This window comes from Methylosinus sp. C49 (genome assembly GCF_009936375.1).
GTDB lineage: Bacteria > Pseudomonadota > Alphaproteobacteria > Rhizobiales > Beijerinckiaceae > Methylosinus.
This window is the reverse complement of sequence record NZ_AP022332.1, coordinates 2,902,332-2,927,259: the sequence shown is the minus strand read 5'-3', so window position 1 is coordinate 2,927,259 and position 24,928 is coordinate 2,902,332. Positions and strand designations below refer to the sequence as shown.

Annotated in this window: 23 protein-coding genes and 2 tRNA genes; 15 read left to right on the top strand and 10 right to left on the bottom strand. The window is 65.4% G+C overall.

The features are described from left to right. Window positions 1–81: 81 nt before the first annotated feature. The 4 genes from GYH34_RS13900 to GYH34_RS13885 form a co-directional block, all read right to left on the bottom strand. On the bottom strand, window positions 82–1,002 hold the full coding sequence (locus GYH34_RS13900; RefSeq protein ID WP_161914088.1) for a protease modulator HflC: 921 nt from the start codon (window positions 1,000–1,002) through the stop codon (window positions 82–84). Next, a complete protein-coding gene (gene hflK / locus GYH34_RS13895) occupies window positions 999–2,117 on the bottom strand; it encodes an FtsH protease activity modulator HflK (RefSeq protein ID WP_161914087.1) in 1,119 nt (372 codons plus the stop codon). Before hflK ends, GYH34_RS13900 begins: the two co-directional genes overlap by 4 nt. A 145-nt stretch (window positions 2,118–2,262) precedes the next feature. Then, a complete protein-coding gene (locus GYH34_RS13890; RefSeq protein WP_161914086.1) occupies window positions 2,263–2,970 on the bottom strand; it encodes a FecR family protein in 708 nt (235 codons plus the stop codon). A 132-nt stretch (window positions 2,971–3,102) separates the two neighbouring features. Then, a tRNA-Ser gene (locus GYH34_RS13885) sits at window positions 3,103–3,196 on the bottom strand. A gap of 351 nt (window positions 3,197–3,547) precedes the next feature. Here GYH34_RS13885 and GYH34_RS13880 point away from each other — a divergent pair. After that, window positions 3,548–4,399: an outer membrane beta-barrel protein gene (locus GYH34_RS13880; protein ID WP_174242457.1), complete on the top strand. Its 852-nt coding sequence runs from the start codon at window positions 3,548–3,550 to the stop codon at window positions 4,397–4,399. Window positions 4,400–4,547: 148 nt separating this feature from the next. Here the strand turns inward: GYH34_RS13880 and GYH34_RS13875 are convergent, their stop codons facing one another. Then, window positions 4,548–5,798 carry a glycosyltransferase family 1 protein gene (locus GYH34_RS13875; RefSeq protein WP_161914084.1) on the bottom strand — a complete coding sequence of 417 codons (1,251 nt, stop codon included), beginning with the start codon at window positions 5,796–5,798 and terminating at the stop codon, window positions 4,548–4,550. 24 nt (window positions 5,799–5,822) lie between these two features. Further along, entirely contained in the window at window positions 5,823–7,727 is a 1,905-nt protein-coding gene (locus GYH34_RS13870) for a glycosyltransferase family 2 protein (protein WP_161914083.1), read from the bottom strand. A gap of 217 nt (window positions 7,728–7,944) precedes the next feature. Here GYH34_RS13870 and GYH34_RS13865 point away from each other — a divergent pair, with 217 nt between their 5' ends. Next, on the top strand, window positions 7,945–10,560 hold the full coding sequence (locus GYH34_RS13865; RefSeq protein WP_161914082.1) for a plasma-membrane proton-efflux P-type ATPase: 2,616 nt from the start codon (window positions 7,945–7,947) through the stop codon (window positions 10,558–10,560). Window positions 10,561–10,573: 13 nt separating this feature from the next. Further along, window positions 10,574–11,437 carry a polyphosphate kinase 2 family protein gene (locus tag GYH34_RS13860; protein ID WP_161914081.1) on the top strand — a complete coding sequence of 288 codons (864 nt, stop codon included), beginning with the start codon at window positions 10,574–10,576 and terminating at the stop codon, window positions 11,435–11,437. A gap of 17 nt (window positions 11,438–11,454) precedes the next feature. On the opposite strand, the gene GYH34_RS13855 is transcribed toward GYH34_RS13860, so the two are convergent. Beyond that, window positions 11,455–11,733, bottom strand: coding sequence for a hypothetical protein (locus GYH34_RS13855; protein ID WP_161914080.1), 279 nt, complete (start codon window positions 11,731–11,733; stop codon window positions 11,455–11,457). A 105-nt stretch (window positions 11,734–11,838) separates the two neighbouring features. Beyond that, window positions 11,839–12,519, bottom strand: a complete 681-nt coding sequence (locus GYH34_RS13850; RefSeq protein ID WP_161914079.1) for a hypothetical protein — start codon at window positions 12,517–12,519, stop codon at window positions 11,839–11,841. A 348-nt stretch (window positions 12,520–12,867) separates the two neighbouring features. Between GYH34_RS13850 and GYH34_RS13845 the strand changes: the two genes are divergently transcribed. After that, window positions 12,868–13,107 carry a hypothetical protein gene (locus GYH34_RS13845; RefSeq protein ID WP_161914078.1) on the top strand — a complete coding sequence of 80 codons (240 nt, stop codon included), beginning with the start codon at window positions 12,868–12,870 and terminating at the stop codon, window positions 13,105–13,107. A gap of 42 nt (window positions 13,108–13,149) precedes the next feature. Here the strand turns inward: GYH34_RS13845 and GYH34_RS13840 are convergent. Continuing rightward, a tRNA-Ala gene (locus GYH34_RS13840) sits at window positions 13,150–13,225 on the bottom strand. A gap of 236 nt (window positions 13,226–13,461) precedes the next feature. Here GYH34_RS13840 and GYH34_RS13835 point away from each other — a divergent pair. Genes GYH34_RS13835 through GYH34_RS13825 form a run of 3 tightly spaced genes read left to right on the top strand, consistent with a single transcriptional unit; the run spans window position 13,462 to window position 15,139 of the window. Further along, entirely contained in the window at window positions 13,462–13,752 is a 291-nt protein-coding gene (locus GYH34_RS13835) for a YggT family protein (RefSeq protein WP_064032328.1), read from the top strand. A 1-nt stretch (window position 13,753) separates the two neighbouring features. Further along, the gene (locus tag GYH34_RS13830; protein WP_161914077.1) at window positions 13,754–14,083 is read left to right on the top strand and encodes a DUF167 family protein; all 330 of its coding nucleotides are present in this window, start codon (window positions 13,754–13,756) and stop codon (window positions 14,081–14,083) included. A gap of 3 nt (window positions 14,084–14,086) precedes the next feature. Beyond that, window positions 14,087–15,139: a MaoC family dehydratase gene (locus GYH34_RS13825; RefSeq protein ID WP_161914076.1), complete on the top strand. Its 1,053-nt coding sequence runs from the start codon at window positions 14,087–14,089 to the stop codon at window positions 15,137–15,139. A gap of 73 nt (window positions 15,140–15,212) precedes the next feature. Here the strand turns inward: GYH34_RS13825 and GYH34_RS13820 are convergent, their stop codons facing one another. Beyond that, on the bottom strand, window positions 15,213–15,413 hold the full coding sequence (locus GYH34_RS13820) for a CsbD family protein (protein ID WP_024879662.1): 201 nt from the start codon (window positions 15,411–15,413) through the stop codon (window positions 15,213–15,215). Between the two features lie 147 nt (window positions 15,414–15,560). Here GYH34_RS13820 and GYH34_RS13815 point away from each other — a divergent pair, with 147 nt between their 5' ends. From GYH34_RS13815 to GYH34_RS13780, 8 genes are all read left to right on the top strand, one after another. Further along, window positions 15,561–17,060: an alpha/beta hydrolase gene (locus GYH34_RS13815; RefSeq protein ID WP_161914075.1), complete on the top strand. Its 1,500-nt coding sequence runs from the start codon at window positions 15,561–15,563 to the stop codon at window positions 17,058–17,060. A 334-nt stretch (window positions 17,061–17,394) separates the two neighbouring features. Further along, window positions 17,395–19,899: a TonB-dependent receptor gene (locus GYH34_RS13810; protein ID WP_161914074.1), complete on the top strand. Its 2,505-nt coding sequence runs from the start codon at window positions 17,395–17,397 to the stop codon at window positions 19,897–19,899. A gap of 94 nt (window positions 19,900–19,993) precedes the next feature. After that, window positions 19,994–20,677, top strand: a complete 684-nt coding sequence (locus GYH34_RS13805) for a Fe2+-dependent dioxygenase (protein ID WP_161914073.1) — start codon at window positions 19,994–19,996, stop codon at window positions 20,675–20,677. Between the two features lie 10 nt (window positions 20,678–20,687). Next, on the top strand, window positions 20,688–21,371 hold the full coding sequence (locus GYH34_RS13800) for a Fe2+-dependent dioxygenase (protein ID WP_142863808.1): 684 nt from the start codon (window positions 20,688–20,690) through the stop codon (window positions 21,369–21,371). Further along, window positions 21,368–22,162: a tonB-system energizer ExbB gene (gene exbB / locus GYH34_RS13795; protein ID WP_064032330.1), complete on the top strand. Its 795-nt coding sequence runs from the start codon at window positions 21,368–21,370 to the stop codon at window positions 22,160–22,162. Before GYH34_RS13800 ends, exbB begins: the two co-directional genes overlap by 4 nt. A gap of 5 nt (window positions 22,163–22,167) precedes the next feature. Next, window positions 22,168–22,614, top strand: coding sequence for a TonB system transport protein ExbD (exbD, locus tag GYH34_RS13790; RefSeq protein WP_036286631.1), 447 nt, complete (start codon window positions 22,168–22,170; stop codon window positions 22,612–22,614). After that, the gene (locus GYH34_RS13785) at window positions 22,611–23,402 is read left to right on the top strand and encodes a TonB family protein (protein ID WP_161914072.1); all 792 of its coding nucleotides are present in this window, start codon (window positions 22,611–22,613) and stop codon (window positions 23,400–23,402) included. The genes exbD and GYH34_RS13785 overlap by 4 nt, the downstream gene beginning before the upstream one ends. Window positions 23,403–23,465: 63 nt before the next feature. After that, window positions 23,466–24,926: an amino acid permease gene (locus GYH34_RS13780; RefSeq protein WP_161914071.1), complete on the top strand. Its 1,461-nt coding sequence runs from the start codon at window positions 23,466–23,468 to the stop codon at window positions 24,924–24,926. The last annotated feature ends 2 nt before the right edge of the window (window positions 24,927–24,928 follow it).

Below are 24,928 nucleotides of genomic sequence, written 5' to 3'. Positions count from 1 at the left end.
CACTCTGCCAGCAAAGCGGCGAGAGTTGGGCGTTCGCTCAAATCCTACCTTACGTACCTTATTTTGATCGCCCTCGCGACTCTATTTCTTTTGCGGCGCCGGCGGCGCCGGCTCCTCGCCGGGCTTGCCGGCCGAGGGCGTGCCGAAAAACTTGAAGAAATCAGAGCGCGGGCTGACCAGGAAGCGCGTATCGCCCGTTTTGAAGGCGGCCTCATAGGCCTGCATCGAGCGGTAGAAGGAGAAGAAATCCGCGTCCCTGCCGAAGGCCTCGGCGAAAATTCGGTTGCGCTCGGCGTCGCCTTCGCCCTTCAGCTGATCGGCCCGTCGCTGCGCTTCCGCCTTCAGCACGATCACGTCGCGATCGGCCTTGGCGGTGATCTTCTGCGCCTGCTCGGCGCCTTGCGCGCGATATTCCGCCGCCTCGCGGGCGCGCTCGGTCTGCATGCGGCCATAGACTTTCTCGGAAATCTGCTGCGGGAGATCGACCCGGCGGATGCGCGCGTCGACCACGTCGACGCCGAACTTGCGCGCCTCGAGATTGGCCTGCTGACGAATCTTCACCATCAGCCCTGCGCGCTCGTCGCGCACGATCTGCTGCTGATTGGCCTCGCTCAGCACGCGCCGGACGGCCGAGTTCAGCACGGAGGCGAGCTGATTATTGGCGCCGGCTATGCCGCCCACCGATTGGTAGAAGCGCAGCGGATCGACGATTCGGTAGCGGATGAAGCTGTCGACCTCGAGCCGCTGATTGTCGGAGGCGAGCACCTCGAGATTGGGGCTCTCGACATCGAGAATGCGATTGTCGAGGAAGATCACATTCTCGATGAAGGGAATCTTGAAATGCAGGCCGGGCTCGGTGATGAGGCCGCGGCCGGCGACCGGCTCGCCGAATCGCAGCACCAGCGCCTGCTCCGTCTGGGTGACGGTGAACAGCGCGCCGCCTGCCGCGATCAGCCCCACGAGGGCGAGGAGAACGCCGAAGAGAGCCAGAGAACTCTTCACTTGCGGCCTCCTTGCGCCGAGGAGAAGCCGGGCAGCGGAAGATAGGGAACGACCGAGCCGCCTCCCGGCGCCTCGTCGATGATGACCTTCTCGGCGCCGCCGAGCACGCGCTCCATCGTCTCGAGATAGAGGCGCTGGCGCGTCACCGAGGGCGCTTTCTTATATTGGTCGTAGATCTGGTCGAAGCGGGCCGCCTGGCCTTGCGCTTCGGCGACCACCTGCTCGCGATAGGCCTCGGCCTCCTGCAAGATGCGGGCGGAGGCGCCGCGCGCCTCGGGCACGACGCGATTCGCATAGGCCTCGGCCTCATTGCCGAGCCGCTGCAGATCCTGCTGCGCGGCGGTCACGTCGCGGAAGGCGGCGATGACCGAGGCGGGCGGATCGACCGAGAGCAGTAGCACCTGCAGCACCAGAACGCCGCTGTGATAATCGTCCAGCACCTTCTGCATCAGCTGTTGGCTGGCCGGCTCGATGAGCTTGCGGTCGGCGGTCAGAATCTTCTGAATCTGCGACTGGCCGACGATCTCGCGCATCGCGCTCTCGGCGATCGCCTTCACCGTCGCCGGCGGATTGGCGACATTGAAGGCGTAATCCTCGGGATGGGCCGGGTCGATCTGCCAGAAGACGCGGAATTTGACGTCGGCGATATTCTCGTCGCCGGTGAGCATGAGGCTCTCTTCCGGCGCCTCGGGCGCGAGCGGGCCGCGGCGCGAGGCGGCCGGCTGCTCGCGAAAACCGATGTCCACGGCGTTGCGGTCGGTGACGGCGAGCTTGATCACCGTCCCGATGGGCGAGGGGAGGTTGTAGTTGAGGCCGGCCTGCGTCTTGCCGCGATATTTGCCGAAGATCAGATTGAGCCCGACCTCATTCGGCCCCACCGTGTAGAAGCCGCTGGCGAGCCATGCGAGCAGCGTCAGCAGAGCGAGAATGGCGATTCCGCGTCCGCCGAGGCCGGAGGGCAGCATCTGGCGCAGGCTGTCCTGACCGCGCCGCAGCAGCTCCTCGAGATCGGGTGGAGAGCCGCCGGGCGAACCGCCGCCACCCCAGGGGCCTTGGCCCCAAGGGCCATTGTCGTTCGGCTTGCGAGGGCCGCCGCCTTGACTGCTCCAGGGCATATCGTCTCTTTTTGAAAAGGGTCGTGCGCCCGAGGGCGGAACGCCGCTGATTTATAGGCGTTGCCGGGCGCATCGGCAATGAGCCGTCCGCCCCCGCCCCACGAAAAAAGTCCGCATCCTTTAAAAAGGCGCAGACGGGAAATGGTCAGTTCGGACTGACGAGCGGGTGTCCGACTCCGCCGCCGCCCGAGGCGAGGCCGCCGGCGCCCGGATAGAACACCGGCCCGGCTCGATAGGTCCGCGCGGCGCGCTGGCCGGCGCCGCCGCAGCTGTCGTCGAAGCTCCAATCTTCGCGGCCGAGCGGCTGCGGCTGGGTGACGAAATCGCCGGTGACGGTGACGAAGGTGCAGGCGGAGGCGAGCGTTCGGCACAGGCCGCCGAGAATCGAACAGACCTCGACGGCGCCGTCGTAGAGAACCACATCGGTGCGGCCGAAGACGACGCGGACGCCGAAAGCGGTGCCGCGCACGCCGATCGTCGCATTGGGCGTACGCACGACATAGTCCTTGTGGCCGGCCGGCGCGCTGACGAAGCGGAACACGCCCTTGGCGGCGCTGAAGGTCACGCCATTCTCGCCGGAATAGACGAAATTATCGAGCTTGACGCGCGAGGAGGGGCCGATCTGCAGATCGGTGCGGTCCTGGAAGACGAATTTTCCGCGGCTTTCGGCGCCGGTCAGCAGGACCTCCTGCGCAAAAATCTCGTCGCCCACAGTGAGCTTGGCGGCGGCGCGCTCGGCAATCTCGCCGCGCACGTCCTTCTCGATGGTGGCGGCCGAGCCGATCGCCGGCTCCGCCAGAGCGGGCGTGGCGAGCGCGGCCGAAACCGCGAGCGCCGCGGAAAGTCTACGCATGGGCGATCCGACCTGTGAAACGAAAAGCAAAGGCGCGCCGATGGGCCGCAATCATCACCATCTAGCCCCAGCGCGCGTCGGAGCGCAACCATCGGCGGAATCGGGATGTGGGGATAGGGGGCGCCGCGGCGCTGGCGGAGACGGAGGGATTCGAACCCTCGATAGGGCTTTACAACCCTATAACGGTTTAGCAAACCGCCGCCTTCAGCCTCTCGGCCACGTCTCCGCAGGCGCTCGATGCGCGCTCGCCGAAGCATCCGAATCTCGGCGCTCCGGCGAGCGCGAGTTGAGATATGCCAAAGCGGCAAATTATTGGCAAGGGCGGTGTTGCGCGCGAATTATTTTTGCAAGAGCTCCAGCACTGTTGCGCAATTGACACAGGCTTGGACAAAATCCGCCGATTTGGCGCCCAACGGCTCCGCCTTTGTTGACGACAATCGTAATGATCCGTAGCTATTCACCACAGACGGCGCACCTCTGGTGGCCGGTTGTCGCGGTCGGCGATCGATCGTTGGGGGCCCTGGAGGCTCCGGCGGCGGCGGATCGAAGACCCATAAATCTAACTGAGGGCCGTATGATGAAAAAGTCTTTGCTCGCCGCCACCGCGCTCGCGCTGGCCGTCTCCGCGGGCTCGGCGTTGGCTGCCGACCTGCCGTCCAAGAAGGCCGCCCCCATGCTGCCGCCCCCGCCGCCGCCGCCGGCCATGTGGACCGGCTTCTATGTCGGCTTGAACGCGGGCTACACCTGGGACGAGAGCAGCTCTGTGACGGTGGCTTCCGGCTCGCTGGCCCCCTTCAACCCGATCGTCGGCATCGCCGGCTCGGGCGTGCTCGGCACCAGCATCGACGGCTTCATCGGCGGTGGCCAGATCGGCTACAACTATCAGTTCTCTAACGTCTTCGTCGCCGGCATCGAGGCCGACATCCAGGGCGTCGCCGGCAGCAACAGCGGCGTCTCCTCGGTCGCGGCTTTCGGCCCGCTGACCTCGACGATCAGCGCTTCGAAGTCGATCGACTATCTCGGCACCGTCCGCGGCCGCCTCGGCTATCTGGTCACCCCCACCCTGCTCGTCTACGGCACGGGCGGTCTCGCCTATGGCCAGGCCAATCTGAGCAGCAGCGTCTTCCAGGCGGTCGGCGGCCTCGTCGGCACCTCGTCGAGCGCCTTCTCCGACACCCGCGTGGGCTGGACGGCCGGCGGCGGCGTCGAGTGGCTGTTCCTGCCGAAGTGGAGCGCCAAGGTCGAATATCTCTATTACGATCTCGGCACTGTCTCGACCTCGGGCGTGATCGGCTTCACGGGCATCGCCGCTCCTGTCGCCACCACCGCCACCTCGGCTCGCTTCAACGGCCATGTCGTTCGCGCCGGCGTGAACTACCACTTCAACCTGTTCAGCCCGGCCGCCGCTCCGGTCGTCGCCAAATACTGATTTGGCGGTCGCCCAATAGGGGCGAGCGAATAGAGACGAGGAGCCCGGCCTTGCGCCGGGCTTTTTGCATTTCTCGGCGTCTATCGACGTCACGATGCGGGGTCGGTCGGATTTCTCGCGCGATGGCGTGGCGGCTTTGGCGCTGAGATCAAAGACTGTCGAGAAAGCTCTCGACACGCTCGAAATAGCGGGGCCAATTCGGCGCCTCGAAGCGGCGTGCGGCGTCGATGGCGGCGAGACGGCGGGGCGAGTCCGTCATCGAGAAATCCTCGATCGCGCGCTTCCAGCCGAGCCCGTCTATGGGCGACAGAAACAGCGCGCGCTCCTGCGCGATCTCGTGAAACACGGGAATGTCGGAGACGATGGCCGGCGTTCCGAGCGAGAGCGCCTCGACCACCGGCAGGCCATAGCCCTCCGCGAAGCTCGGCATCAGCAGCGCATTGGCGTTGGAAAGCAGATGGCGCAGCGCGGCCGTGGGCAGGTCGCTGGTCCAGCGCACATGGGGACGGAGCGCCTCGCAGCGATTCAGCATGTCGACGATCTGCTCATTCTCCCAGCCGCGTCCGCCGACGAGGACGAGCTTGGGCGCCGGCCGTGGGCCAGCGGCCAGAGCGCGCCAGAGATTGAGCAGCATCAGGTGATTCTTGCGTGGCTCCAGCGTCGAGACGAGCACGAAATAATCGCAGCGCGCCAGATCTTCGTCCCGTGCGACCATGGCCTCGCCCTGCGTCGATGGCGGCGGCTCGACATGAATCGGAATGCGCGCGCCTTTGCGCGCGATCTCGCGCTCGACGCGCTCGGCGACGGCTTCGCTCGTCGTCAGCAGCGCATTGGCGTGGCGCAGGATGGTGTCGACTCGCCTGCGAAACAGCGCCTCATAGCCACGGCGGAACAGCTCCGGCCGATCGAGCGGCAGAAGATCGTGCAGGAAGAAGACGGCGCGCATGTCCGGCCGTTGCTCCAGCCATCGAAACAGCAGCGGAAACTCGCAGGCGTGCTGCGCAATGTTCAAATAGAGCGCATCCGGCGGCAGCGCGCGCGGCCCGTCATTGGCGAGACGCAGCGGCGCGCGCCAGAGAAATTGGCCGAGGGCGCTGCGCGACGCCGGGGCGGTGGCGATGGGCGCAGGCTCCTCGCCGAGCAGCCAGCCGCGGAGCCGCGTCCACTCCGTCGAATCGTCTGGCGCGAAGGCGGCGCCGACGTCGGCGACGATTCGAGAGAGGCGAGAGGGTGCGAGCGCATGCGGGCCGCGCGCGCCGTAATGCGCGCCGCAGGCAAGGCGTGGATGCGCGGCGAAATGGCGCGCGAAGGCGAGGTCGAGGCGCCCGATGCCGGCCGCGCCCGACGCCGTTCCGAGCGAGACGAGATGTGTCGCGTCATAGACGATCGGGCGCGTCATCTTCACTTCTTCAGGGCGCGCCGCTCACCAGAGCGCCGGATGGCGCGCGTAGAGCGACATTGCGGGATGATAAAAGGGATCGTCGCGAATGACGTCGCGCCAGCGGTCCCGGAAATAGTCGCGCTCTTTCGCATAGACGCTCATCGGGCGAAACTTGGCCGAGCCGCGTGACGCCGATTCATAATGCAACAGCCGCGCGGCCGGCTCGTACAGCGACGTCCAGCCGCGTTCGGCGAGGCGCAAGCAGAGATCAGTGTCGTTGAACTCGATCGGCAGATTGATCTCGTCGAAACCGCCGACCGCGTCGAACTTGCGGCGCTCCACCGCCATGCAGGCGGCGGTGACGGCGGAGCTCTCATGCGCGAGGGCGGCGCGGCCGAGCCATGATGGCGTCTGCGGCGCGACCAGCGCGCCGAAATGGCCAGCGTCCTGTCCGAGCCCTATGGTGACGCCGGCATGCTGGATGCGGCCGTCGGGATAGAGCAGCAGCGCGCCGACGGCGCCCGTCTGCGGCGCCATGGCCCTGCGCGCCAGCGTCTCCAGCCAGTCCGGGCTGACGACCACCGTGTCATTGTTGAGGAAGAGGATCACCTCGCCGCGCGCCGTGCGAGCGGCGTCATTGTTGAGGCGCGCGAAATTGAACGGCTCTGGGCGCGACAGCAGGCGCACGCGTGGGTCTTTCTTCGCCTTGTCGAAAATGGCGAAAGTCTTCGCCTCGCGGCTACCGTTGTCGACGATGACGAGCTCGAAGGACGGATGCGTCGAGAGGCGCAAAATGCTCTCGACGCAGGGACCGAGCAGATCGGCGCGGTCGCGCGTCAGTACGATGATGGAGACGATCCGCGCCGGCTCTGCGGGCGCCGGCGGCGCGACGACCGGCGGCGGCTCTGAGTCTTCGTCGCGTGTGAGCAGCCAGCGGCGCAGATGCGCGATCTCCTCACGAGCGAGGCGGAAAGGCGCGGCGCGCATCGCGGCTTCGATCGATTCTGCGGCGAGAGTCGCGGCTGCATAGAAGGCGCAGCGGCCGAAATAGGGGCGCGCCGCCGCCAGCGTCGGGCTCCAATCCGGCGTGAAGCGCGGCTGCAACCCATGCGCCGTGCGCAGCAGCTCGTCGGCGTAGATCAGCTTCGTCTGCGGCGCGCGCGCGATCTGCTCGGCGAGAGCGGCGAAGGCGTGAACGGCCAATTCATCGCCCGCGCGCAGATGCGCGACGAAATCCGCCTCCGCGAGCAGAGGAAGGAACTCGGCCTCGCTGCGCGCGAGACGCGCGGGCGAGGGATAGGATTGCCGTTCGATCGAGGCGAGCGTGCGCGCCCATTGGTCTTGCGTCGCCTCCGCGCCGGAGAGGAGAATCGCGAAGCGCGGCGCTCTGTCCGGCGCGCCGCGCGGCGCATCGAGGCCCGTCGGCTCGAAAGGACGGGCGCGGCGCGCGCGCCAATTTTCGAATGCGTCGAGCGGCTCGAAATTGCTCGCCCAATCGATCGCATTCTCGGCCTCCGCGCGATAGCCGAAGAGCGTGGGCAGGAAATAGGACCAGAGCTTCGCCGGCTTGCGGCGCCAGACCCGGGCGAGCGCCTCGAAGAGGCCGACAGGCCGCAGGCTCTCGATCGCAAAGCCGAAAGCGCCGGGCCTGTTGGTGGGACTGATGAGAATCGCGCGCGCGTCGCGGGGCAGGGCGCCGATCCAGACGCCGGCGCCGGCCACGGGGCCGGGAAGAATGCGATCGATGACGCGATCTTTGGTCACGAAGCGCAGCACCGGCCGCACAGGATCGTCCAGCAGGCTCGCCCGAAAGACGATCTCGACGAAACGACGCGCGCCGAAATCGCCCTCCACGCGCAGCCAGGGCTCCTTCGAGAGGGCGAAGAAGCGGCCATTCTCTATGGCGACGTCCTTTTGCGGAAGGAGCGCGATTGCCTGCTTCGTCAAATGCGATCCAATTCTCGATCTGCGGCCCCCGCCGGCGATCGTCCTCTTGGGGGCGAACGTCCTCTTGGGCGAGGGGCGCCGGCTTGTCAATGTCGCCGCGCCTCGCGCGATTCACCATGAAAGGGAGACTATTTCCGGGCGCGTGCGGCTCTATGTGAGCAGGGCGCTCGCCGTCGCGGGCGCGCCCTCGAGAGGCTATCCCAACAAGAGACCAGCCATGTCGCTGACGACCAGGACGCGCCCGACGCATGCCGCAGACGTTCCTCCGGCGGCGGCCGACTACAGCAAGATGCCGCTGGAGGAGGTTCTCACGCGGCTCGGCGTCGATCCCAAGCGCGGGCTTTCGCCGGAGGAGGCGCGCCGAAGGCTGAAAGCCTATGGCCTCAATGCGCTCCCGGAGAAGCGCATTCCCTTGTGGCGCAAGGTCGTCGGCTATTTCGCCGGACCCATGGCCTATATGATCGAGGCGGCGGCGATCGTCTCCGCGCTGATCGGCCATTGGAATGATTTCGCCATTATTCTCGCTCTGCTGCTGTTCAATGCGGGGCTCGAGTTCTGGCAGGATCGCAAGGCCTCCAACGCGCTGGCGGCGTTGAAGAAAGGCCTCGCGCCCGAGGCCACGGTGCTGCGCGACGGCGATTGGAGCGCCAAGCCCGCGGCCGAGCTGGCGCCCGGCGACATTGTGAAGATAAGGCTCGGCGTGGTCGTTCCCGCCGATCTGCGGCTCGTCGCCGGCGATTACGCCTCGATCGACCAAGCCGCGCTGACGGGCGAATCTCTGCCGGTCGGCAAGAAGGTCGGCGATGTGGCCTATTCCGGCAGCATAGTGAAGCAGGGCGAGATGATCGGCGTCGTCACGGCGACGGGCGGCAACACATTTTTCGGCCGCACGGCGAGCCTCGTCGCCGGCGCGGGCGCCGCGAGCCATGCGCAAAAGGCCATGTTCGAGATCGGCGATTTTCTCATCGTCGTCGCTGTCGCGCTCGCGGTGGTTCTCGTCGCGGTGAAGGTCTATCGCGATCTCGTCGTCGCCGACGACTGGAGCATGGCGGACGCCCTCTCCATTCTGCAATTCGTGCTGGTGCTGATGGTCGCCTCCATTCCAGTGGCCATGCCGGCGGTGTTCTCGGTGACGATGGCGCTCGGCGCGCTCGCGCTGTCCAAGGAAAAGGCGATCGTGTCCAAGCTCTCGGCGATAGAGGAGATGGCGGGCGTCGATATTCTGTGCTCCGACAAGACCGGCACGCTCACCAAGAATCAGCTGACCTTGAGCGAGCCGATCCTTTTCGATTCCAAAGATGCGCAGGATTGCATCCTCGCCGCCGCGCTCGCTTCCAAGCTCGAGGATCGCGACGCCATAGACACCGCCTGCATCGACGCGCTGAAGGACAAGGATGCGCTCAAAGCCTATTCGATGACGAAATTCACGCCCTTCGATCCGGTGAGCAAGCGCACGCAGGCGATGGTCACGGACGCGCGCGGTAAATCGATCATCGTCTCCAAAGGCGCGCCGCAGGCGATCGTCGATCTCGTCCATCCCGACGCCAGCGTGGCGCAGCGCGTGAAGAGCATCGTCGCCGAGCTGGCGGAGAAGGGCTCGCGCTCGCTGGCCGTGGCGCGATCGGAGGACGATGGCGCCAGCTTCCAGCTGCTCGGCGTCCTGCCCATGTTCGATCCGCCGCGCGCCGATTCCAAGGCGACCATCGCCGCCGCGCGCGCCAAGGGCGTGGTGGTGAAGATGGTGACGGGCGACGACACGGCGATCGCCATAGAGACGGCGCGCCAGCTCGGCCTCGGCGATCACATCGTCGCAGCCGCCGATATCTTCCCGAAAGATCTCGACCCCAATCATCTTTCCGTCGATGTCGTCGACGCGATCGAGCGGGCGGACGGCTTCGCGCGCGTGTTTCCCGAGCATAAATATGCGATCGTGAAGGCCTTGCAGCAGCGCGGCCATCTCGTCGCGATGACGGGCGACGGCGTCAATGACGCGCCGGCGCTGAAGCAGGCCGATTGCGGAATCGCCGTCTCCGGCGCCACCGACGCCGCCCGCGGCGCCGCGGCGCTGATTCTCACCGCGCCGGGCCTGTCCGTCATCTCCAGCGCCATAGACGAGGCGCGGCGCATCTTCGGACGCATAGAGAGCTACACCACCTATCGTGTGGCGCTGACGATCGACATCATGTTCGTCGTCGTGCTGTCGAGCGTGTTCCTCGGCTTCACGCCGCTCACCGCGGCGATGATCGTCGTCATGTCGCTGCTCGACGATGCGCCGATCATGACCATCGCCTATGACAACACGCCGGTGGAGCCGCGGCCGATACGCTGGCGCATGCCGCGATTGCTGGCGATCGCGACCATGCTCGGCCTCGTCTGCGTCATCGAATCCTTCGGGCTGCTGCTCATCGGCGTTCGCGCTCTAGCGCATGAGCCGCTGAAAGAGGCCATGCAGCTGTTCACGCCGCAGCAATTGCAGACGATGATGTTCCTGCAGCTGGTCGTCGGCGGCCATCTGCTGCTGCTGGTCGCGCGCACGCGGCGCTGGTTCTTCATGCCGCCTTTTCCGGCGTGGAAGCTTCTCTTCGCGATCGTGGCGACGCAGATTCTCGCCGCCGCAATGTGCTATTTCGGCTGGCTCGTGCCGCCGATCTCGCCGCGGCTCATCGGCATCGTCTGGGCCTATTGCATCGCCTTCATGTTCGTCCTCGGCCTGGTGCGCAAGATCGTGGCGCGCGTCGTGGACCATCGCATGAAACGGCAGGAGAAGAGCGTCGCCACCGTCGAGCGGCCGCTCGCCGGCGGGCTCGCGCTCGCGGCCCAAAAGTCCAATTGAGAGGAAAGAGCCGATGGATTGGCGCGAGAAATACGGGGTCGAGCCGGGCGGAAAGCTCCGCCTCTCCAATTACGACCCCTCGGACACGGGCAAGCACAAGTCCCATGAGGAGGCGCTGCCCAAGATCAAGGACCATGTCGAGCGCATGGCCAAGCTGCAATATCTGCTCTACGCCGACGGCTCGCAGGCGCTGCTCATCGTGCTGCAGGGGCTCGACGCCGCCGGCAAGGACGGCACCATCCGCCATTTGTTCTCCGGCATGAATCCGCAGGGCGTCTCCGTCGCCTGCTTCAAGCAGCCGACGCCGATCGAGCATGAGCATGATTTTCTCTGGCGCATCCACGCCCATGCGCCGGCCAAGGGCGGCGTCGTCATCTTCAATCGCTCGCATTACGAGGATGTTCTCGTCGTGCGCGTGCACAAGCTCGTTCCGCGGGACATCTGGTCGAAGCGCTATGACGAGATCAACGAGTTCGAGCATCTGCTGACGCGCGACGGCAATGTGAAAATTTTGAAATTCTATCTGCACATCAGCCCGGAGGAGCAGCTCGCGCGCTTCAAGCAGCGGCTCGACGATCCGGCGCGCAATTGGAAGATCAGCGAGAGCGACTACACGGAGCGCGAATATTGGCCGCAATATGTGGAGGCCTATGAGGAGGCGCTGTCGCGCACCAGCACGAAGCAGGCGCCCTGGTTCGTGGTTCCGTCGAATCACAAATGGTTTCGCGATCTCGTCATCTCGCGCATCGTCGTCGACACGCTGGACGAGATGGGGCTGAAGCTGCCGCCGACGCGCGTCGATCTGGCGCAGATCACGAAGAAATATCACGCGGCCGTGGCCGACGCGAAAAACGGAAGCTTCGGGAAGGGGAAGTAGGCGGAGGCGGTCGCGCCTCAGTCGGCCTTGCGCTGCGGGGCGCCGTCGCTCTCGTCGCGGCGGCGGAAGCGCAGCACCGCGCCGGGGGCGCGATTGCGGGCGCTGATGCGGCTGCGGCCGGTGCCGGTGAGCACATAGCGGCCGCGACTATCGTCCCACCGCATGAGATCGGCCGCTATGGCGCGCTGGCGCAGCGCCATGGTCATAGGATCCTGCACATGCGGCGGCGCGATGTCGCCATGCGCATCGACCTTCTTCAAGGCCTCGATCAGCGTGGTTTCTTGAGCGTCCGTCATCGCTCTCCGTATATGACGCCGATCGGCCCGAGGAGCAAGGATTTTGAGCGAATGGCGCAGGCGAAGGTTAGCGCCGTCTTGCCGAAAGACGGCGCTCGGAACCGGTCAGCGAGCGGCCTCGGGAAGGCGACGCTTCCACCTTTCGCCGGCGCGCAGCTCTTTGTCGAGGACCCAGCGCAGCTGAATGGGGCGGCGGACGCGGCGGCCTTTTGGCTCGCTGTCCAGGGCGACGAGCCTCTCGACGGCGACCGGCCTCTCCACAGCGACGGGCACGGCGATCGGCGCCGCGACAATGGCCGCCGCCGTGGGCGCGCGGCGTGGCGCAGGCGCCGGAGCCGCTTCAGCGATCTTACGCGGACGGCCGGGGCGCGCGCGCGCCGGCGCCGCAGCTGCGATCTCGGCCTCGATCTTCGGCTCGACGGCTTTCTTCACGCCGCGCGGACGGCCGCGACCGCGGCGGACCGGCTCCTCTGGCTCCGGCTGCGGCGCGACGGTTTCTATGAGGCTTGGCAGCACGCGGCCGGTCGTCGTTGGGCCAGGCGCGGCCTCCGCAGTCACGGGCTCGATCTTCTTGCCGAAGACGAGATCGGCCGCCTTCATCGCGGCTTCATAGCTGTCGTCATGCTGCGCCTCGCGCTCGACGACGCGCGGCGCGAAGGTCGCGAGATCGAGAAAAGCAGGCTTGGGCTCGGGCGCGGCTTCGTCGAGCGGGCCGAGGCGACCCGCCGCCGTCTTGGCGGAGCGAGATTTGAATTCCTTGACGAAAGGGCGGACGATGCGGCGCATGGGTCTCCGGCGTCGATGGGGGCGAAACGACTTCCGTCGGACGATCGTTCGTCCGAATCGGTCGGCCGGCTCCGAGTTTTCCCAGGATGAACGGAAATTCCGAACACGGGTAGAGTGGGCGAATACTTAGCCGATGTCGAGCGAAAATGCCGCCGCGGTAACAAATTTGTTACTCTACCGCACGCGGCGATAGAAGCGGCGCGACATATCTCTACTTTTTCGTGCGAATCACTTGGTGGGCGCGGCGCCGTCCAGACGTCCACGCCGCGGCCCAATCGAATGTGGGATTGAAGTCGTCCGCAGCGCCGCTAATTGCAGTGCGATACACGCGAAATCGGGAGCCGTATCATGGAGTCCTGCGAACAGCCGCTGGCGTCGATGACATTTTGCGAGGCGGTGAGCTGTGTATGGGCGAAGGGTGAAACCGCGCTCAACTCGGTGCTGCAGACGCCCGCCGCAGCGAGCATAGGCGATTGGGCGCTGACGCTGCTCGTCGGGCTCGTCCTGCTCAATCTCATCATAATGCTGTTCAGAGCGGCTTTCCCACGTCGCCGCTTCGACGAGCGCGTCCCGACTTCTCGGGCGTGACGGTCTAGGTGGGAAGAGACGAGCGGGCGGCCGAATTCGGCCTGGTGGAGCTGGGGGGATTCGAACCCCCGACCTCTGCAGTGCGATTGCAGCGCTCTCCCATCTGAGCTACAGCCCCGCTCCGAGGCGCTGGATACTTCGGCGCCTATCCGGCTGTCAATCCGCTCCGCGTCGAAATCGTTCCTCCATCCGAAATGCCTGCTCCCGACGGCTGAGCAGCAGCTTGCCCGCTGCGCCGGCTCGGGGCCGCGAGGCCGGGCGAGTCACGGCCGCGCCGGAGGCGCGCGGGGATTGCGGCGGCGGAGCAGGAAGGATAGAGAATTCTCACGAATTCGACCGTTGGAAAGCGCAACGATGCAATATGCCGTGGCCAATCTCATCTTCACGATCATCGATCTCTATTGGTGGGTCGTCATCGCAATGGCGGTCATGTCCTGGCTCATCGCCTTCGATGTGGTGAACACCCGATCGCGCGTCGTCTACTCGCTGTGGAACGCGCTGAATGCGCTGACCGAGCCGGTGCTGCGGCCGATTCGCAGCGTGCTGCCGAGCCTCGGCGGAATGGACATCTCGCCGATCATCCTGCTGCTCGCGCTGCAATTCCTGCGCAATCTCGTCGCTGGCCAGCTCGGCGGCATGGGCTGACATGGCGGAGGCCGCGGCCTGGAGCGCGGAGGGCGACGGCGTCGCCCTCTGGGTTCGGCTGACGCCCAAGGGCGGCCGCGACGCGGTCGAAGGCGTCGAGCGTCTCGCCGACGGCCGGGCGGTGCTCAAGGCCAGGGTGCGGGCGGCGCCCGAGGACGGGCGCGCCAATGACGCGCTGGTCGATCTCGTCGCCGAGACGATCGGCGCGCCGCGCAGATCCGTGTCGATCGCATCCGGTCACACGGCGCGGCTGAAAAAGCTCTTCATCGCGGGAGATCCCGCACGGCTCCTCGCAGCGCTGGAGAAGACCGGCGCGACAAGAAATGGTTGAGGCATGAGCAAGTCGAAGGTCGGAAATTTTTTCGAGGATTTCTCGCTGGGTCAGGTGATCCGCCACGCCGCGCCGCGCACGGTGACGGCGGGCGACGTCGCGCTCTACACGGCGCTCTATCTGCCGCGCTTCGCCGTCCAATCCTCGGCGGCCTTCGCCCAGGCGATCGGCTATAGAGAAGCGCCGATCGACGATATTCTCGTCTTCCATTTCGTGCTCGGCAAGACCGTGCCGGATGTCTCTCTGAACGCCATCGCCAATCTCGGCTATGCCGATTTCAAATTTCTCGCGCCCGTCTATCCGGGCGACACGCTGACGGCGAGCTCCGAGGTCATCGGCCTCAAGGAGAACTCCAATAAGGAGACCGGCGTCGTCTATGTGCGCTCCACCGGCAAGAATCAGCGCGGCGAGACGGTGCTCGACTACGCCCGCTGGGTGATGGTGAAGAAGCGCGACAAGGACGCCCCCGTCGGGCCGGAAGTCGTGCCGACGCTGCCGAAATCCGTCGCCCCCGCCGATCTCGGCAAGGCCGTGCCAGCGATCAACGTCGCCGCCTATGACAAGGATTTGGCCGGCTCGCCCTATTTTTGGGGCGATTACGAAGTGGGCGAGAAGATCGACCATATCGACGGAATGACCGTGGAGGAGGCCGAGCATCAAATCGCGACGCGCCTCTACCAGAACAATTCCAAGGTCCATTTCAATCAATATTACGAGGCGCAAGGGCGCTTTGGAAAGCGCATCATCTATGGCGGGCATGTGATCTCGCTCGCCCGCGCGCTCTCTTTCAACGGTCTCGAGAACGCCTTCCATATCGCCGCGGTGAATGGCGGGCGCCATGTCAATCCGCTGTTCGCCGGCGGCACCGTCTTCGCCTGGTCGGAAGTGCTGGACAAGGCCGAAATTCCCGGTCGCTCGGACATTGGCGCGCTGCGCCTGCGGCTCGTCGCCGCCAAGGACCACCCGCCGGCGGATTTCCCGCTGACGACGGCCGAAGGCAAGCCGCATCCTGACGTGCTGCTCGATCTCGACTATTGGGCGGTTTTGCCGCGCTGACGCAATCGGCGGCGGCCGGAGAACCGGCCGCCGCTTTTGTCTCTCCCCTGGGAGCGCAGCGGAGAGGCGTCGCTCAGTGGAGCGTCTTCAGCCATTCATCCACGTCTTTTTGAACGGCTTCCTTGCTTTTCCCGTAGCGTTTCTGCAATTCGCCTTCGAATTGGTCGCGCTTGCCCTGGATCCTGGTCAGATCGTCATCGGTCAAGTCGCCCCATTTCTCTTTGATCTTGCCCGTAGCCTGCTTCCAATTGCCTTGGATCTGGTTCCATTCCATCTTTCTTCTCCTCTGCTGGGGCGCGTCTATTTGCGAACGCCGCAGGATCGGATGACAATTCTTGCCGCTGGAGATGGTTCCATCGCCCTTCGCCGCGCTCGAGCGCGGCGCTATCTGTTCTCACATCGTGGAATGAAAGGTCGTGACATGATTTCCAAAGCCTGGATTGCGCTCGCGCTGGCTCTTTGTCTCGCCGGCTCCTCGAGCCTCGCCGCGCCGCCCGCGGCGCAGAAAAAGGAGAGCGAGGAGGCGGCTGACCCATCGCAAGGCCTTCCGACCGAGGTCGCGACCACGCATTCCATGTCGATTCGCGGCGAGAAGCTGGTCTTCCTCTCCCGCGCCGGCGCAGTGCGGCTGCGCGACGCCCAGAGCGGCGCGCCGCGCGTCGATGTGGCTTTCGTCTCCTATGAGCGCTCCGACGTCGATGCGGCGGCCCGGCCCATCGCCTTCGTCTTCAATGGCGGACCGGGCGCGGCTTCCGCCTGGCTCGGCCTCGGCGGAATCTCGCCCTGGCGCCTGTCGCTGGGCGCGGGGCCGCTGTCGCCCTCTGCGCCGCCCGTCGTCGTGGACAATGCGGAGAGCTGGCTGCCTTTCGTCGATCTCGTCTTCATCGATCCGCCGGGCACGGGCTACAGCAAATTTCTCACCGACAATGAGGAGACGCGAAAGCATTTCCTCTCCGCGCAGGGCGACGCCGAGGCGCTCGCAGTCGTGGTGCGCAAATGGCTGGCGACGCATCGGCGCATCGCCTCGCCGAAGTTTCTGGTCGGCGAGAGCTATGGCGGCTTTCGCGCTGTCGAGCTCGCTCATGCGCTGCGTGAGCGCGAGAGCATAGGCGTCGAAGGGCTGGTGCTGATCTCGCCGGCGCTGGATTTCGCCTGGCTGAACAGCCCGCGCAATCTCCTGTCGTTGGCGGGCCGCCTGCCGTCCTATGCGGCGGTGGCGCGCGACGCCAAGCAGCGCGCCGAGCTCGCCGATGTCGAAGCCTACGCCTCCGGCGATTTTCTCGTCGATCTGCTCAAAGGTCCGCGCGACAAGGAGGCGCTGGAGCGGCTCGACGCCAATGTCGCTCGCTTCACCGGGCTCGAATCGCGGATCGTGACGGAGGAGGGCGGCCGCGTCGCGCTGAAGACCTTTCTGCGCGATCGTCTGCGCGCCTCGCATCTCGTCTCCAGCGCCTATGACGGCGCGGTGACGGGCTTCGATCCGCGGCCCTTCTCGCGCGAGAGCGATTGGTCCGATCCGGTGCTCGACGCGCTCGCCGCGCCGCTCGGCGCCGCCATGACGCGGGTGACGATCGAGAAGCTGCAATGGCCGATCGGCGACGCGCGCTATGAGATTCTCAATCACAAGGTCGCGCGCGATTGGGACTTCGGCCGCGGCGGCCGCGCCAATGCGGAGTCGGTCTCGACGCTGCGCGACGAGCTCGCGCTCGACGCGCGCTTGAAGGTGCTCGTCGCCCATGGGCTCGCCGATCTGGTGACGCCCTATTACGCGAGCAAGCTGCTCATCGATCAGCTGCCCGCCTTCGGCGAGACCTCTCGCGTGCGGCTCGTGACCGTGCCCGGCGGACACATGTCCTATATCCGCGACGATTCTCGCCGTCTGCTGCGCGACGAGGCGCGCAAGACGATCGAAGGCAAATGAGCTTTTCGATGTCGAGCCGAGCGCGGGCGACGAAAAACGCGGGCGATGGCTCGGCGGGTCGCCCCGCGAGCAAAAGGCGATGAGGCGCATCAGATGTATGACGAACGGAGCTGCTAAATCCGCGCGGCTTTAACTTGGAATATTTCCAATAAGTCTCTTTCGAACAATGTCAGCAACGTGACAGGAAGCTTTTATTTCAAGACTTTCAAGAATTTGGTTCTTGTAATATTTCCAGTCTACGCATCCTTCGATTGACCCTGCCTCCTGCGGAAAATACGCATAGTGGATCATCTTACCGGCTTTGCCGGACTTGATTCCACGGGGGCAGGACAGAATGAACAACATCAAAGCGCCGTTTTCTCTGCGCAGCCTGCGGCGCGGGTCATCCGCGTCGGTCTCGCGCATCGACGGCCCGTCCGCGAAACTGTTGGGAGCCGCGGCTCTGCTGGCTGCGGGCGTCGGCGTCGCGACAGCGCAGGAGGCCACGCAGCCTCTGCCGGCGGTCCGCGTCGACGCTCCGAAGGAGAAGCCCAAGCCGGTTGTTCATGCGGCGCCCGCCGCCCATCAGGCCGCCAAGCCGCGCCGTGCGACGCGCGCTCCCTCGACGCAGCCCGCCGCTCCGCAAGCCGGGGCGCAAGGCGCCCAGAGCGCGCAGGCGGGGGCAGGGGGCGGCTCCGCGCCGGCCGACGCCAATCCCTATGCCGATCCCAAGGCGCCCTATAAGGCCGATCGGCTGTCGTCCAACAAATTCACCCAGCCGCTGTTGAACACGCCGCGCACCGTGACCGTGCTCACCAAGGAAGTGCTCGAAGACAAGAACGCCTTCACGCTGAAGGAAATCGCGCGCAGCACGGCCGGCGTCACGCTCGGCTCGGGCGAGGGCGGCAACGCCTTCGGCGATCGCTTCTTCATCCGCGGCTTCGACGCCCGCAACGACATATTCGTCGACGGCGTGCGCGATCCGGGCGTCAGCTTGCGCGAGAATTTCTACACGGAGCAGGTGGAAATCTTGCGCGGTCCCGGCTCCAGCTTCGCCGGCCGGGGCACCGCCGGAGGCGCGTTGAATATCGTCACCAAGACGGCCAAGGAGCAGGACTTCTATGATATGAAGTTCACCGGCGGTCCGTCGGACAACTCCAAGCGCGTGCAGATCGACGTCAACAAGGCGATCAGCCCGATTCTCGCCGTGCGCGTGAATGGCCTGTTCCAAGACGCCAATGTCGCGGGACGCAATTATGTCGTCGATGATCGCGACGGCGTTTCGGGCTCCGTCGTCTTCAAGCCGATCGAGAATTTCACTCTCACGGCCAATTACACGCATTCCTACCAGAGCGGCCTGCCGGACTTCGGCATTCCCTATAACCGCGCGACCAATCGGCCTTATGCGGAAGGCGTCACCTCGCGCAACACCTGGTATGGGCTGCTCAATCGCGACTTCCAGAAATACCGCCAGGACTTCGGCACCTTCACCGGCGAATATCGCGTCAGCGACGATCTGACGATCACCAGCCGTCTGCGGCAGAGCCGCTCGATGGTCGATTACATCGGCACGCTGACGCAGAGCGCGAACTGGGCTGCGGGCACGGTGAACATAGGCGCGCAGAGCCGCTATCAAGTGACCAACACGCTCGCGAGCCAGACCGATATAAATTACAAATTCGCCACTGGCCCGGTGAAGCATGAAGTCGTGCTCGGCGCCGAATACAGCCGGGAATGGCTGACGCGAACCAATTACACCAATCTTTCGTCGGAGCTGAACGGAGGCGCCGTCGGCGGCGCGCTCGTGTGCAATCTCTATCTGCCCTGCAATTCTCTGCCGTTTCTCAACACGCCGACGCGCAATCAGAATGTGACGCGCGTCGCTGTGGACACCAAGGCCGGCTATCTCATCGAGACGGCCAACTACGAAGACATCGTCATCGCCAACGCCGGCGTGCGCTTCGACGATTATACCATCACCAATCGCAACGAGGCCTATACGACCTTCGCGGCCAATCACTCGGCGCTGGTGAACTATAATTTCGGCCTCGTGCTGAAGCCGCTGCCGGAGGTGAGCCTCTACGCGGCCTATGCGACCTCGGCCAATCCTGTCGGCGCCGAGCTCGACGGCGGCGCGGCCAATTACGGCGGTCTCACCACCGCCGTGCAGATCTTCCCGCCGCAGCGCAATTACGCCAAGGAAATTGGCGCGAAATGGGAGCTTTTCGACCGCCATCTGCTCGCCACGGCGGCGCTGTTCCGCACCGATGTGACCGGCGCGCGTGAGGTGAACGGCTCGGTGACGACGGGCGACGCCGAATATTATGTGCAAGGCGCGGACATAGAGATCGCCGGCAATATCACCGACAAATGGAGTGTGACCGGCGGCGTCGTCATCATGGAGTCGAAGGTCAAGCACTCGCAGATCGTCACCAATGTCGGCCTGCCGCTCGCCAATATCGCGCATGAATCCTTCAGCCTGCTGAGCAAATACAAGTTCGGCGATCTCTTCGGCCTCGAGGCGGATCGACTCGAATTCGGCGGACAGGCGGTTTATCGCTCGAAAATCTACGGCGGCAACAATATCATCGCCAATGGCGCGACGGCGGTGAACGGCACGACGGGTTGGCCCGCGCCGACGGCGGCCAATCCCTTCGTGAATGTGCCGACCGTGCTGCCCTCCTATTGGCGCTTCGACGCCTTCCTGGAAGGCAAGGTCACCGAAAATATCACGCTCAAGGTCTCGGTCATGAATATGTTCGACCGCACCTATTACGACGCCTTCTATCAGACGGCGACGCCCTTCACGCAGGTCGCGCCCGGCCGCACCGTGCTGTTCGAGGCGCGCGCCAAATTCTAAAGACAAATCGTCGCAGGCGCCGGCTCCCTTGGAAAAGTTTCAAACAAGGGGCCGGCGCCTTTTCATTGCGCCGCAAAAAATGGAATGTGCGGAAATGCTGATCTGCGTGCCGGACGTTCTGAGCAAGGAGACGGTCGCTCAATTCCGCAGCGTCATGGACGCCGCGGAATGGGAGGACGGCGCTTCCACCGCCGGCGCGCAGCCGCCTTCGGTGAAGAGCAATGAGCAGCTGCCGCCCAATGGCGAATTGTCGCGGCGCCTCGGCGAGCGTCTGTTGCAGGCGATCGTCTCGCATCCGGGCTTTGTCGCCGCGGCGATTCCGCTACGCATCTACCCGCCCATGTTCAATCGCTATCGCGTCGGCCATCGTTTCGGCGTGCATGTCGACAACGCCGTGCGCGGCGATCCGCTGACTGGCGTGCGCATTCGCGCCGATCTCGCGGTCACGGTCTTTCTGTCCGAGCCGGAGGAATATGAAGGCGGCGAGCTCGTCGTCGACGACGCATACGACTCGCATCAGGTCAAGCTTCCGGCCGGCGCGCTCGCTGTCTATCCGGCGAGCGATCTGCATATGGTGTCGCCAGTCACGCGCGGCGAGCGCGTCGCCTCCTTCTTCTGGGCGCAGAGCATGATCCGCCAGGAGAGCGTGCGTGACGTGATCTATGATCTCGACACGGCGATCCAGCAGCTCGCGCCACGCCTCGGCGGAGACGACGAGGATGTGATGAAGCTCGGCGGCGTCTATCACAATCTCATACGCCATTGGAGCGAGGTATGAGGGTCGCGTCATGCTGATCTGCATACCCGATGTGCTCGATGCGCGGCAGGTCGCCTATTTTCGCGACGTGATGTCGCAGACCGTGTGGGAAGACGGCCGCACGACCGCAGGCTCGCAATCGAGCCTGGTGAAGAATAATCTGCAGCTGCCGCAAGACGGCGCCATCGCCCGCGAATTGGGCGATCTCGTGCTCGATGCGCTCGCAGCCTGTCCGACTTTCGTCTCCGCCGCTCTGCCGCTGCGGATTTTCCCGCCGCTGTTCAATCGCTATGGCGCGGGGCATGATTTCGGGCTGCATGTCGACAACGCCATTCGCGGCGTGCCGCGCACTTCGGTGCGCATTCGCACCGATCTCTCCGTCACGCTTTTTCTCACCGATCCCGATGAATACGACGGCGGCGAATTGGTCATCGAGGATCATTACGGCGCGCAGGAAGTGAAGCTGCCCGCCGGTCATCTGGTGCTCTATCCATCGACCAGCCTGCATCTCGTGCGAGAAGTGACGCGCGGCGAACGCGTCGCATCCTTCTTCTGGCTTCAAAGCATGATTCGCGACAACGTGGTACGTTCGTTGCTTTTCGATTTGGACCAGACGATTCAAGGTCTCACGGAGCGGCTCGGCGCGGGCGATCCGGCCTGCGTCAAGCTGACAGGCGTCTATCACAATCTCATTCGCATATGGGCGGAAGCATGAAACGGTCATATCAGACGCTAGCGATTGCGGCCTCGTCTCTCCTCCTCTCGACCTCTCTCTGTCTGGCCGAAGGGCGCGCGGACATCATCAATCGTCCGCATGATCTTTCTGTGTCGAGCATGTTCCTCAACGCCGACATCGTCGTGAAGATCGTCATGCTGGGCCTCGTCAGCGCCTCCATCGGCACATGGACGGTGCTCATCGCCAAGACGATCGAATTGCGGCGCGCGCGCGCGCGCATTCGCAGCTCGATCGAGCGTCTGCAGGAGGCGCGCGGCCTCGCGGAAGCGCGTCTCGCGCTCGGCGGCGACGATCCTCTGGCGAGCGCTCTGATCGCCGAGGCGCTGCGCGAGTTCCGCCTCTCTTCCGATCTCTCCTCCGCCGGCGGATTGAAGGAGCGCGTCGCTTCGAGCTTCGCCGAGATCGAGCGCGCCGAGAGCCTCTCCATTCGTCGCGGCACGGGGCTGCTCGCCTCGGTCGGCTCTACCGGTCCCTTCATCGGCCTGTTCGGCACTGTGTGGGGCATTATGAACAGCTTCATCGGCATATCGAAAGCGCAGACGACCAATCTCGCCGTCGTCGCGCCCGGCATCGCCGAGGCGCTGCTCGCCACCGCCATCGGCCTCATCGCCGCCATTCCCGCCGTGCTGATCTATAATCATCTCGCGCGCCAGACGAGCGCCTATCTCGAGCTCGTCTCCAATCTCTCCGGCGAGCTGCTGCGCATCGTCTCGCGCGATCTCGATCGCGGCGTCCAGCAGGCGCCTGCCGCCCTGCGCGCCGCGGAGTAACGCTCATGGCCGGCAATATCGGAGGATCGCCGCGCGGCGCGCTCGAAGAGACTCACGAGATCAATGTCACGCCCTTCATCGACGTGATGCTCGTGCTGCTGATCATCTTCATGGTGGCGGCTCCGCTCGCCACTGTCGATCTTCCCGTCGATCTGCCGGCCGCGAGCGCGGCGACGCACACAAAGCCCGACAAGCCGATCTATCTCACCATTCAGGCCGATCTGGCGCTCGCTCTGGGCGAGACGCCGGTGAAGCGCAATGATCTCATCGCCTCGCTGGATTCGCTCGCCGGCGGCGACAAGGACAAGCGCGTCTTCCTGCGCGCCGACACCGCCGTACCCTATGGCGAGATGATGGCCATTCTCGAGCGCTTGCGCTCCGGCGGCTACGCCAAGATATCTCTCGTCGCGCTCGACGCCGGCGGGGCCGCGACGGGCGGAGCTGCGAAATGAGCATCGCCGCCGATCTCGACACGGGCCGAAACAATCGCATCTGGACCGGCGCGGCGCTGGCCGCGCTGGCCGCGCATCTTCTGGCGCTCGCCGCTATTTTCGTCGTCTTCGAGATCGAGACCGACGACGACGCCAGCGGCGCCCCGGCGATCGAGATCGGCCTCGCGCCCGCCGCGCCCCATGTCGAGGATTCGCCCGACGCTCCCCCCGGCCCGCAGGCCGATGAAGCCGCCGCCGCCGCGCCGGCCGTCGCCGCCTCGCAGACCAAGGAAAGCGACGATCCCAAGATTTCGCGCGTCGAGGCCGAGGATGCCGAATACACGACCGCCGAAAAGCATGAGAAGCCGGTCGAGGATCCGACCAAGCGTCAGGCGACGCCGGTGATCTCCGCGGAGTCGGCGGCGTCCGAGGCGGCCGCGCCGCCCAAGACCGATGCGCTCGCCGAGGCGCCGCGCGCCGTCGCACCCGTCCAAGGCGCCGATAAGGTCGCGCGTGCGGCCAAGCTCACCTGGCTGAAGGCGTTGATGGCGCATATCAACCGCGCCAAGCGCTATCCGAGCGGGGCGGGGCGGCGCGCCGGCGAGGTCGCCGTCGCCTTCACGCTCGATCGGCTCGGCCATGTGGTGAGCGCGAGCGTCAAGCGCTCCGCGGGCGACCGCATTTTCGACGACGCCGCTCTCGCCATGATGAAGCGCGCCGATCCCGTGCCGCCGCCGCCTCCCGCAGTGGCGGACGAGGGCCTCACCTTCGAGGTGCCGGTTCAGTTTCGCGCGGCGGATAAGCACTGAGGACGATCCGTCGTTTCGGCGGACATGCTACACTTCGGCGACGAATCCAACCGAAGGGACGGCATGACCGGGCGACGCTTTTCGCTGCATGATCTTCCATCGCTGCATGATCTCCTGCGCGTGAAGCCACTAGAGACGCTGGCGGCGGAATCCGGCAGGCCGAGCGAGCTGCGCCGAGTGCTGGGCCTTTGGCAGCTCACCAGCATCGGTCTCGGAGGGCTGATCGGCGTCGGCATATTCGTGCTGACCGGCGTGGTGGCGGCGACGCAGGCCGGCCCTGCGGTTTCGCTCTCCTTCCTCATCGCCGGCGTCGCCAGCGCGGCGGCGGCGCTCTGCTACGCCGAATTCGCCGGAATGATTCCGGCGGCGGGCAGCGCCTATACTTACGCCTATGCCGTGCTCGGCGAGCTCGCCGCCTGGATCATCGGCTGGGACCTGCTGCTCGAATATGCGCTCGTCGTCGCTGTCGTCTCTATCGGGTGGTCTGGCTATCTGCAGGCGCTGCTCGGCCAGCTCGGCCTCGCTCTGCCGGTCTGGGCCTCGGGCGCGGCCGGAACCGGCGAGGGCAAGGTCGTCGATCTCGCCGCCATTTTGGGCGCGCTGTTCGTCGCCGGCGTGCTGGTGCTGCGCATCGAATGGGGCGCACGTTTCAACGCCGTCATGGTGGTGGTCAAGACCGCTGCGGTTCTGCTCGTGGTGGCGGCGGGCCTTCCCTATGTGAGCCTCGAGAATTGGACTCCCTTCATGCCCTACGGATTCGGCGGCGTCGTCGAGGGCGCGGCGGTCGTGTTCTTCGCTGTCTTCGGCTATGACACGCTGACCACAGCGGCCGAGGAGGCGAAGGATCCGCAACGCCAGCTGCCTCGCGCGGTTCTGCTTTCGCTGGCCGTCGCGTTGACGCTCTATGTGGCGGTGTCGCTCGTGCTCACCGGAATGGTGCGCTACGACACGTTGAACAATCCGGCGCCGGTGGCCGCGGCCTTCACCGCCGTCGGCTTGCCGTGGGCGACCTTCGTCGTCTCGGTCGCCGCGGTCGCCGGCATTATCAGTGTCATGCTGGCGTTTCTGCTCGGATGCGCGCGCATCTGCTTCGCCATGAGCCGCGACGGTCTGCTGCCGGCCTGGTTCTCGCACGCGCATCCGCGCTTCCACACGCCGCATCGCCCGACGCTCGTCATCGGCGCGCTGACGGCGATCGTCGCCGGGCTCTATCCGATCCGTGAGGTCGCCGAGCTCGTCAATATCGGAACCCTGTCCGCCTTCGTCGTCATCTGTCTTTCCATCATCGTCATGCGACGCACGCGCCCGGACGCCCCGCGCAGCTTTCGCACGCCGCTCGTGCCTTATGTTCCGCTGGTCGGCGTCGGCTTCTCCATCTGGCTGCTCTCCAAGCTGCCCGCCGCGGCCTGGGAGCGCTTCGCCATATGGATGGCTCTGGGGCTGATTTTCTATTTCTCCTACGGCCATAAGCGCAGCAAGCTCGCGCGCGCGGGCGCCGCCGGCGCACGATCGGCCGAAGTGTAGCT

Coding starts and splice junctions, on each gene's coding strand:
- hflK (WP_161914087.1), bottom strand. CDS start 2,117: ATGCCCTGGAGCAGTCAAGGCGGCGGCCCTCGCAAGCCGAACGACAAT.
- GYH34_RS13890 (WP_161914086.1), bottom strand. CDS start 2,970: ATGCGTAGACTTTCCGCGGCGCTCGCGGTTTCGGCCGCGCTCGCCACG.
- GYH34_RS13880 (WP_174242457.1), top strand. CDS start 3,548: ATGAAAAAGTCTTTGCTCGCCGCCACCGCGCTCGCGCTGGCCGTCTCC.
- GYH34_RS13875 (WP_161914084.1), bottom strand. CDS start 5,798: ATGACGCGCCCGATCGTCTATGACGCGACACATCTCGTCTCGCTCGGA.
- GYH34_RS13865 (WP_161914082.1), top strand. CDS start 7,945: ATGTCGCTGACGACCAGGACGCGCCCGACGCATGCCGCAGACGTTCCT.
- GYH34_RS13860 (WP_161914081.1), top strand. CDS start 10,574: ATGGATTGGCGCGAGAAATACGGGGTCGAGCCGGGCGGAAAGCTCCGC.
- GYH34_RS13855 (WP_161914080.1), bottom strand. CDS start 11,733: ATGACGGACGCTCAAGAAACCACGCTGATCGAGGCCTTGAAGAAGGTC.
- GYH34_RS13850 (WP_161914079.1), bottom strand. CDS start 12,519: ATGCGCCGCATCGTCCGCCCTTTCGTCAAGGAATTCAAATCTCGCTCC.
- GYH34_RS13845 (WP_161914078.1), top strand. CDS start 12,868: ATGGAGTCCTGCGAACAGCCGCTGGCGTCGATGACATTTTGCGAGGCG.
- GYH34_RS13835 (WP_064032328.1), top strand. CDS start 13,462: ATGCAATATGCCGTGGCCAATCTCATCTTCACGATCATCGATCTCTAT.
- GYH34_RS13830 (WP_161914077.1), top strand. CDS start 13,754: ATGGCGGAGGCCGCGGCCTGGAGCGCGGAGGGCGACGGCGTCGCCCTC.
- GYH34_RS13825 (WP_161914076.1), top strand. CDS start 14,087: ATGAGCAAGTCGAAGGTCGGAAATTTTTTCGAGGATTTCTCGCTGGGT.
- GYH34_RS13820 (WP_024879662.1), bottom strand. CDS start 15,413: ATGGAATGGAACCAGATCCAAGGCAATTGGAAGCAGGCTACGGGCAAG.
- GYH34_RS13815 (WP_161914075.1), top strand. CDS start 15,561: ATGATTTCCAAAGCCTGGATTGCGCTCGCGCTGGCTCTTTGTCTCGCC.
- GYH34_RS13810 (WP_161914074.1), top strand. CDS start 17,395: ATGAACAACATCAAAGCGCCGTTTTCTCTGCGCAGCCTGCGGCGCGGG.
- GYH34_RS13805 (WP_161914073.1), top strand. CDS start 19,994: ATGCTGATCTGCGTGCCGGACGTTCTGAGCAAGGAGACGGTCGCTCAA.
- GYH34_RS13800 (WP_142863808.1), top strand. CDS start 20,688: ATGCTGATCTGCATACCCGATGTGCTCGATGCGCGGCAGGTCGCCTAT.
- exbB (WP_064032330.1), top strand. CDS start 21,368: ATGAAACGGTCATATCAGACGCTAGCGATTGCGGCCTCGTCTCTCCTC.
- exbD (WP_036286631.1), top strand. CDS start 22,168: ATGGCCGGCAATATCGGAGGATCGCCGCGCGGCGCGCTCGAAGAGACT.
- GYH34_RS13785 (WP_161914072.1), top strand. CDS start 22,611: ATGAGCATCGCCGCCGATCTCGACACGGGCCGAAACAATCGCATCTGG.
- GYH34_RS13780 (WP_161914071.1), top strand. CDS start 23,466: ATGACCGGGCGACGCTTTTCGCTGCATGATCTTCCATCGCTGCATGAT.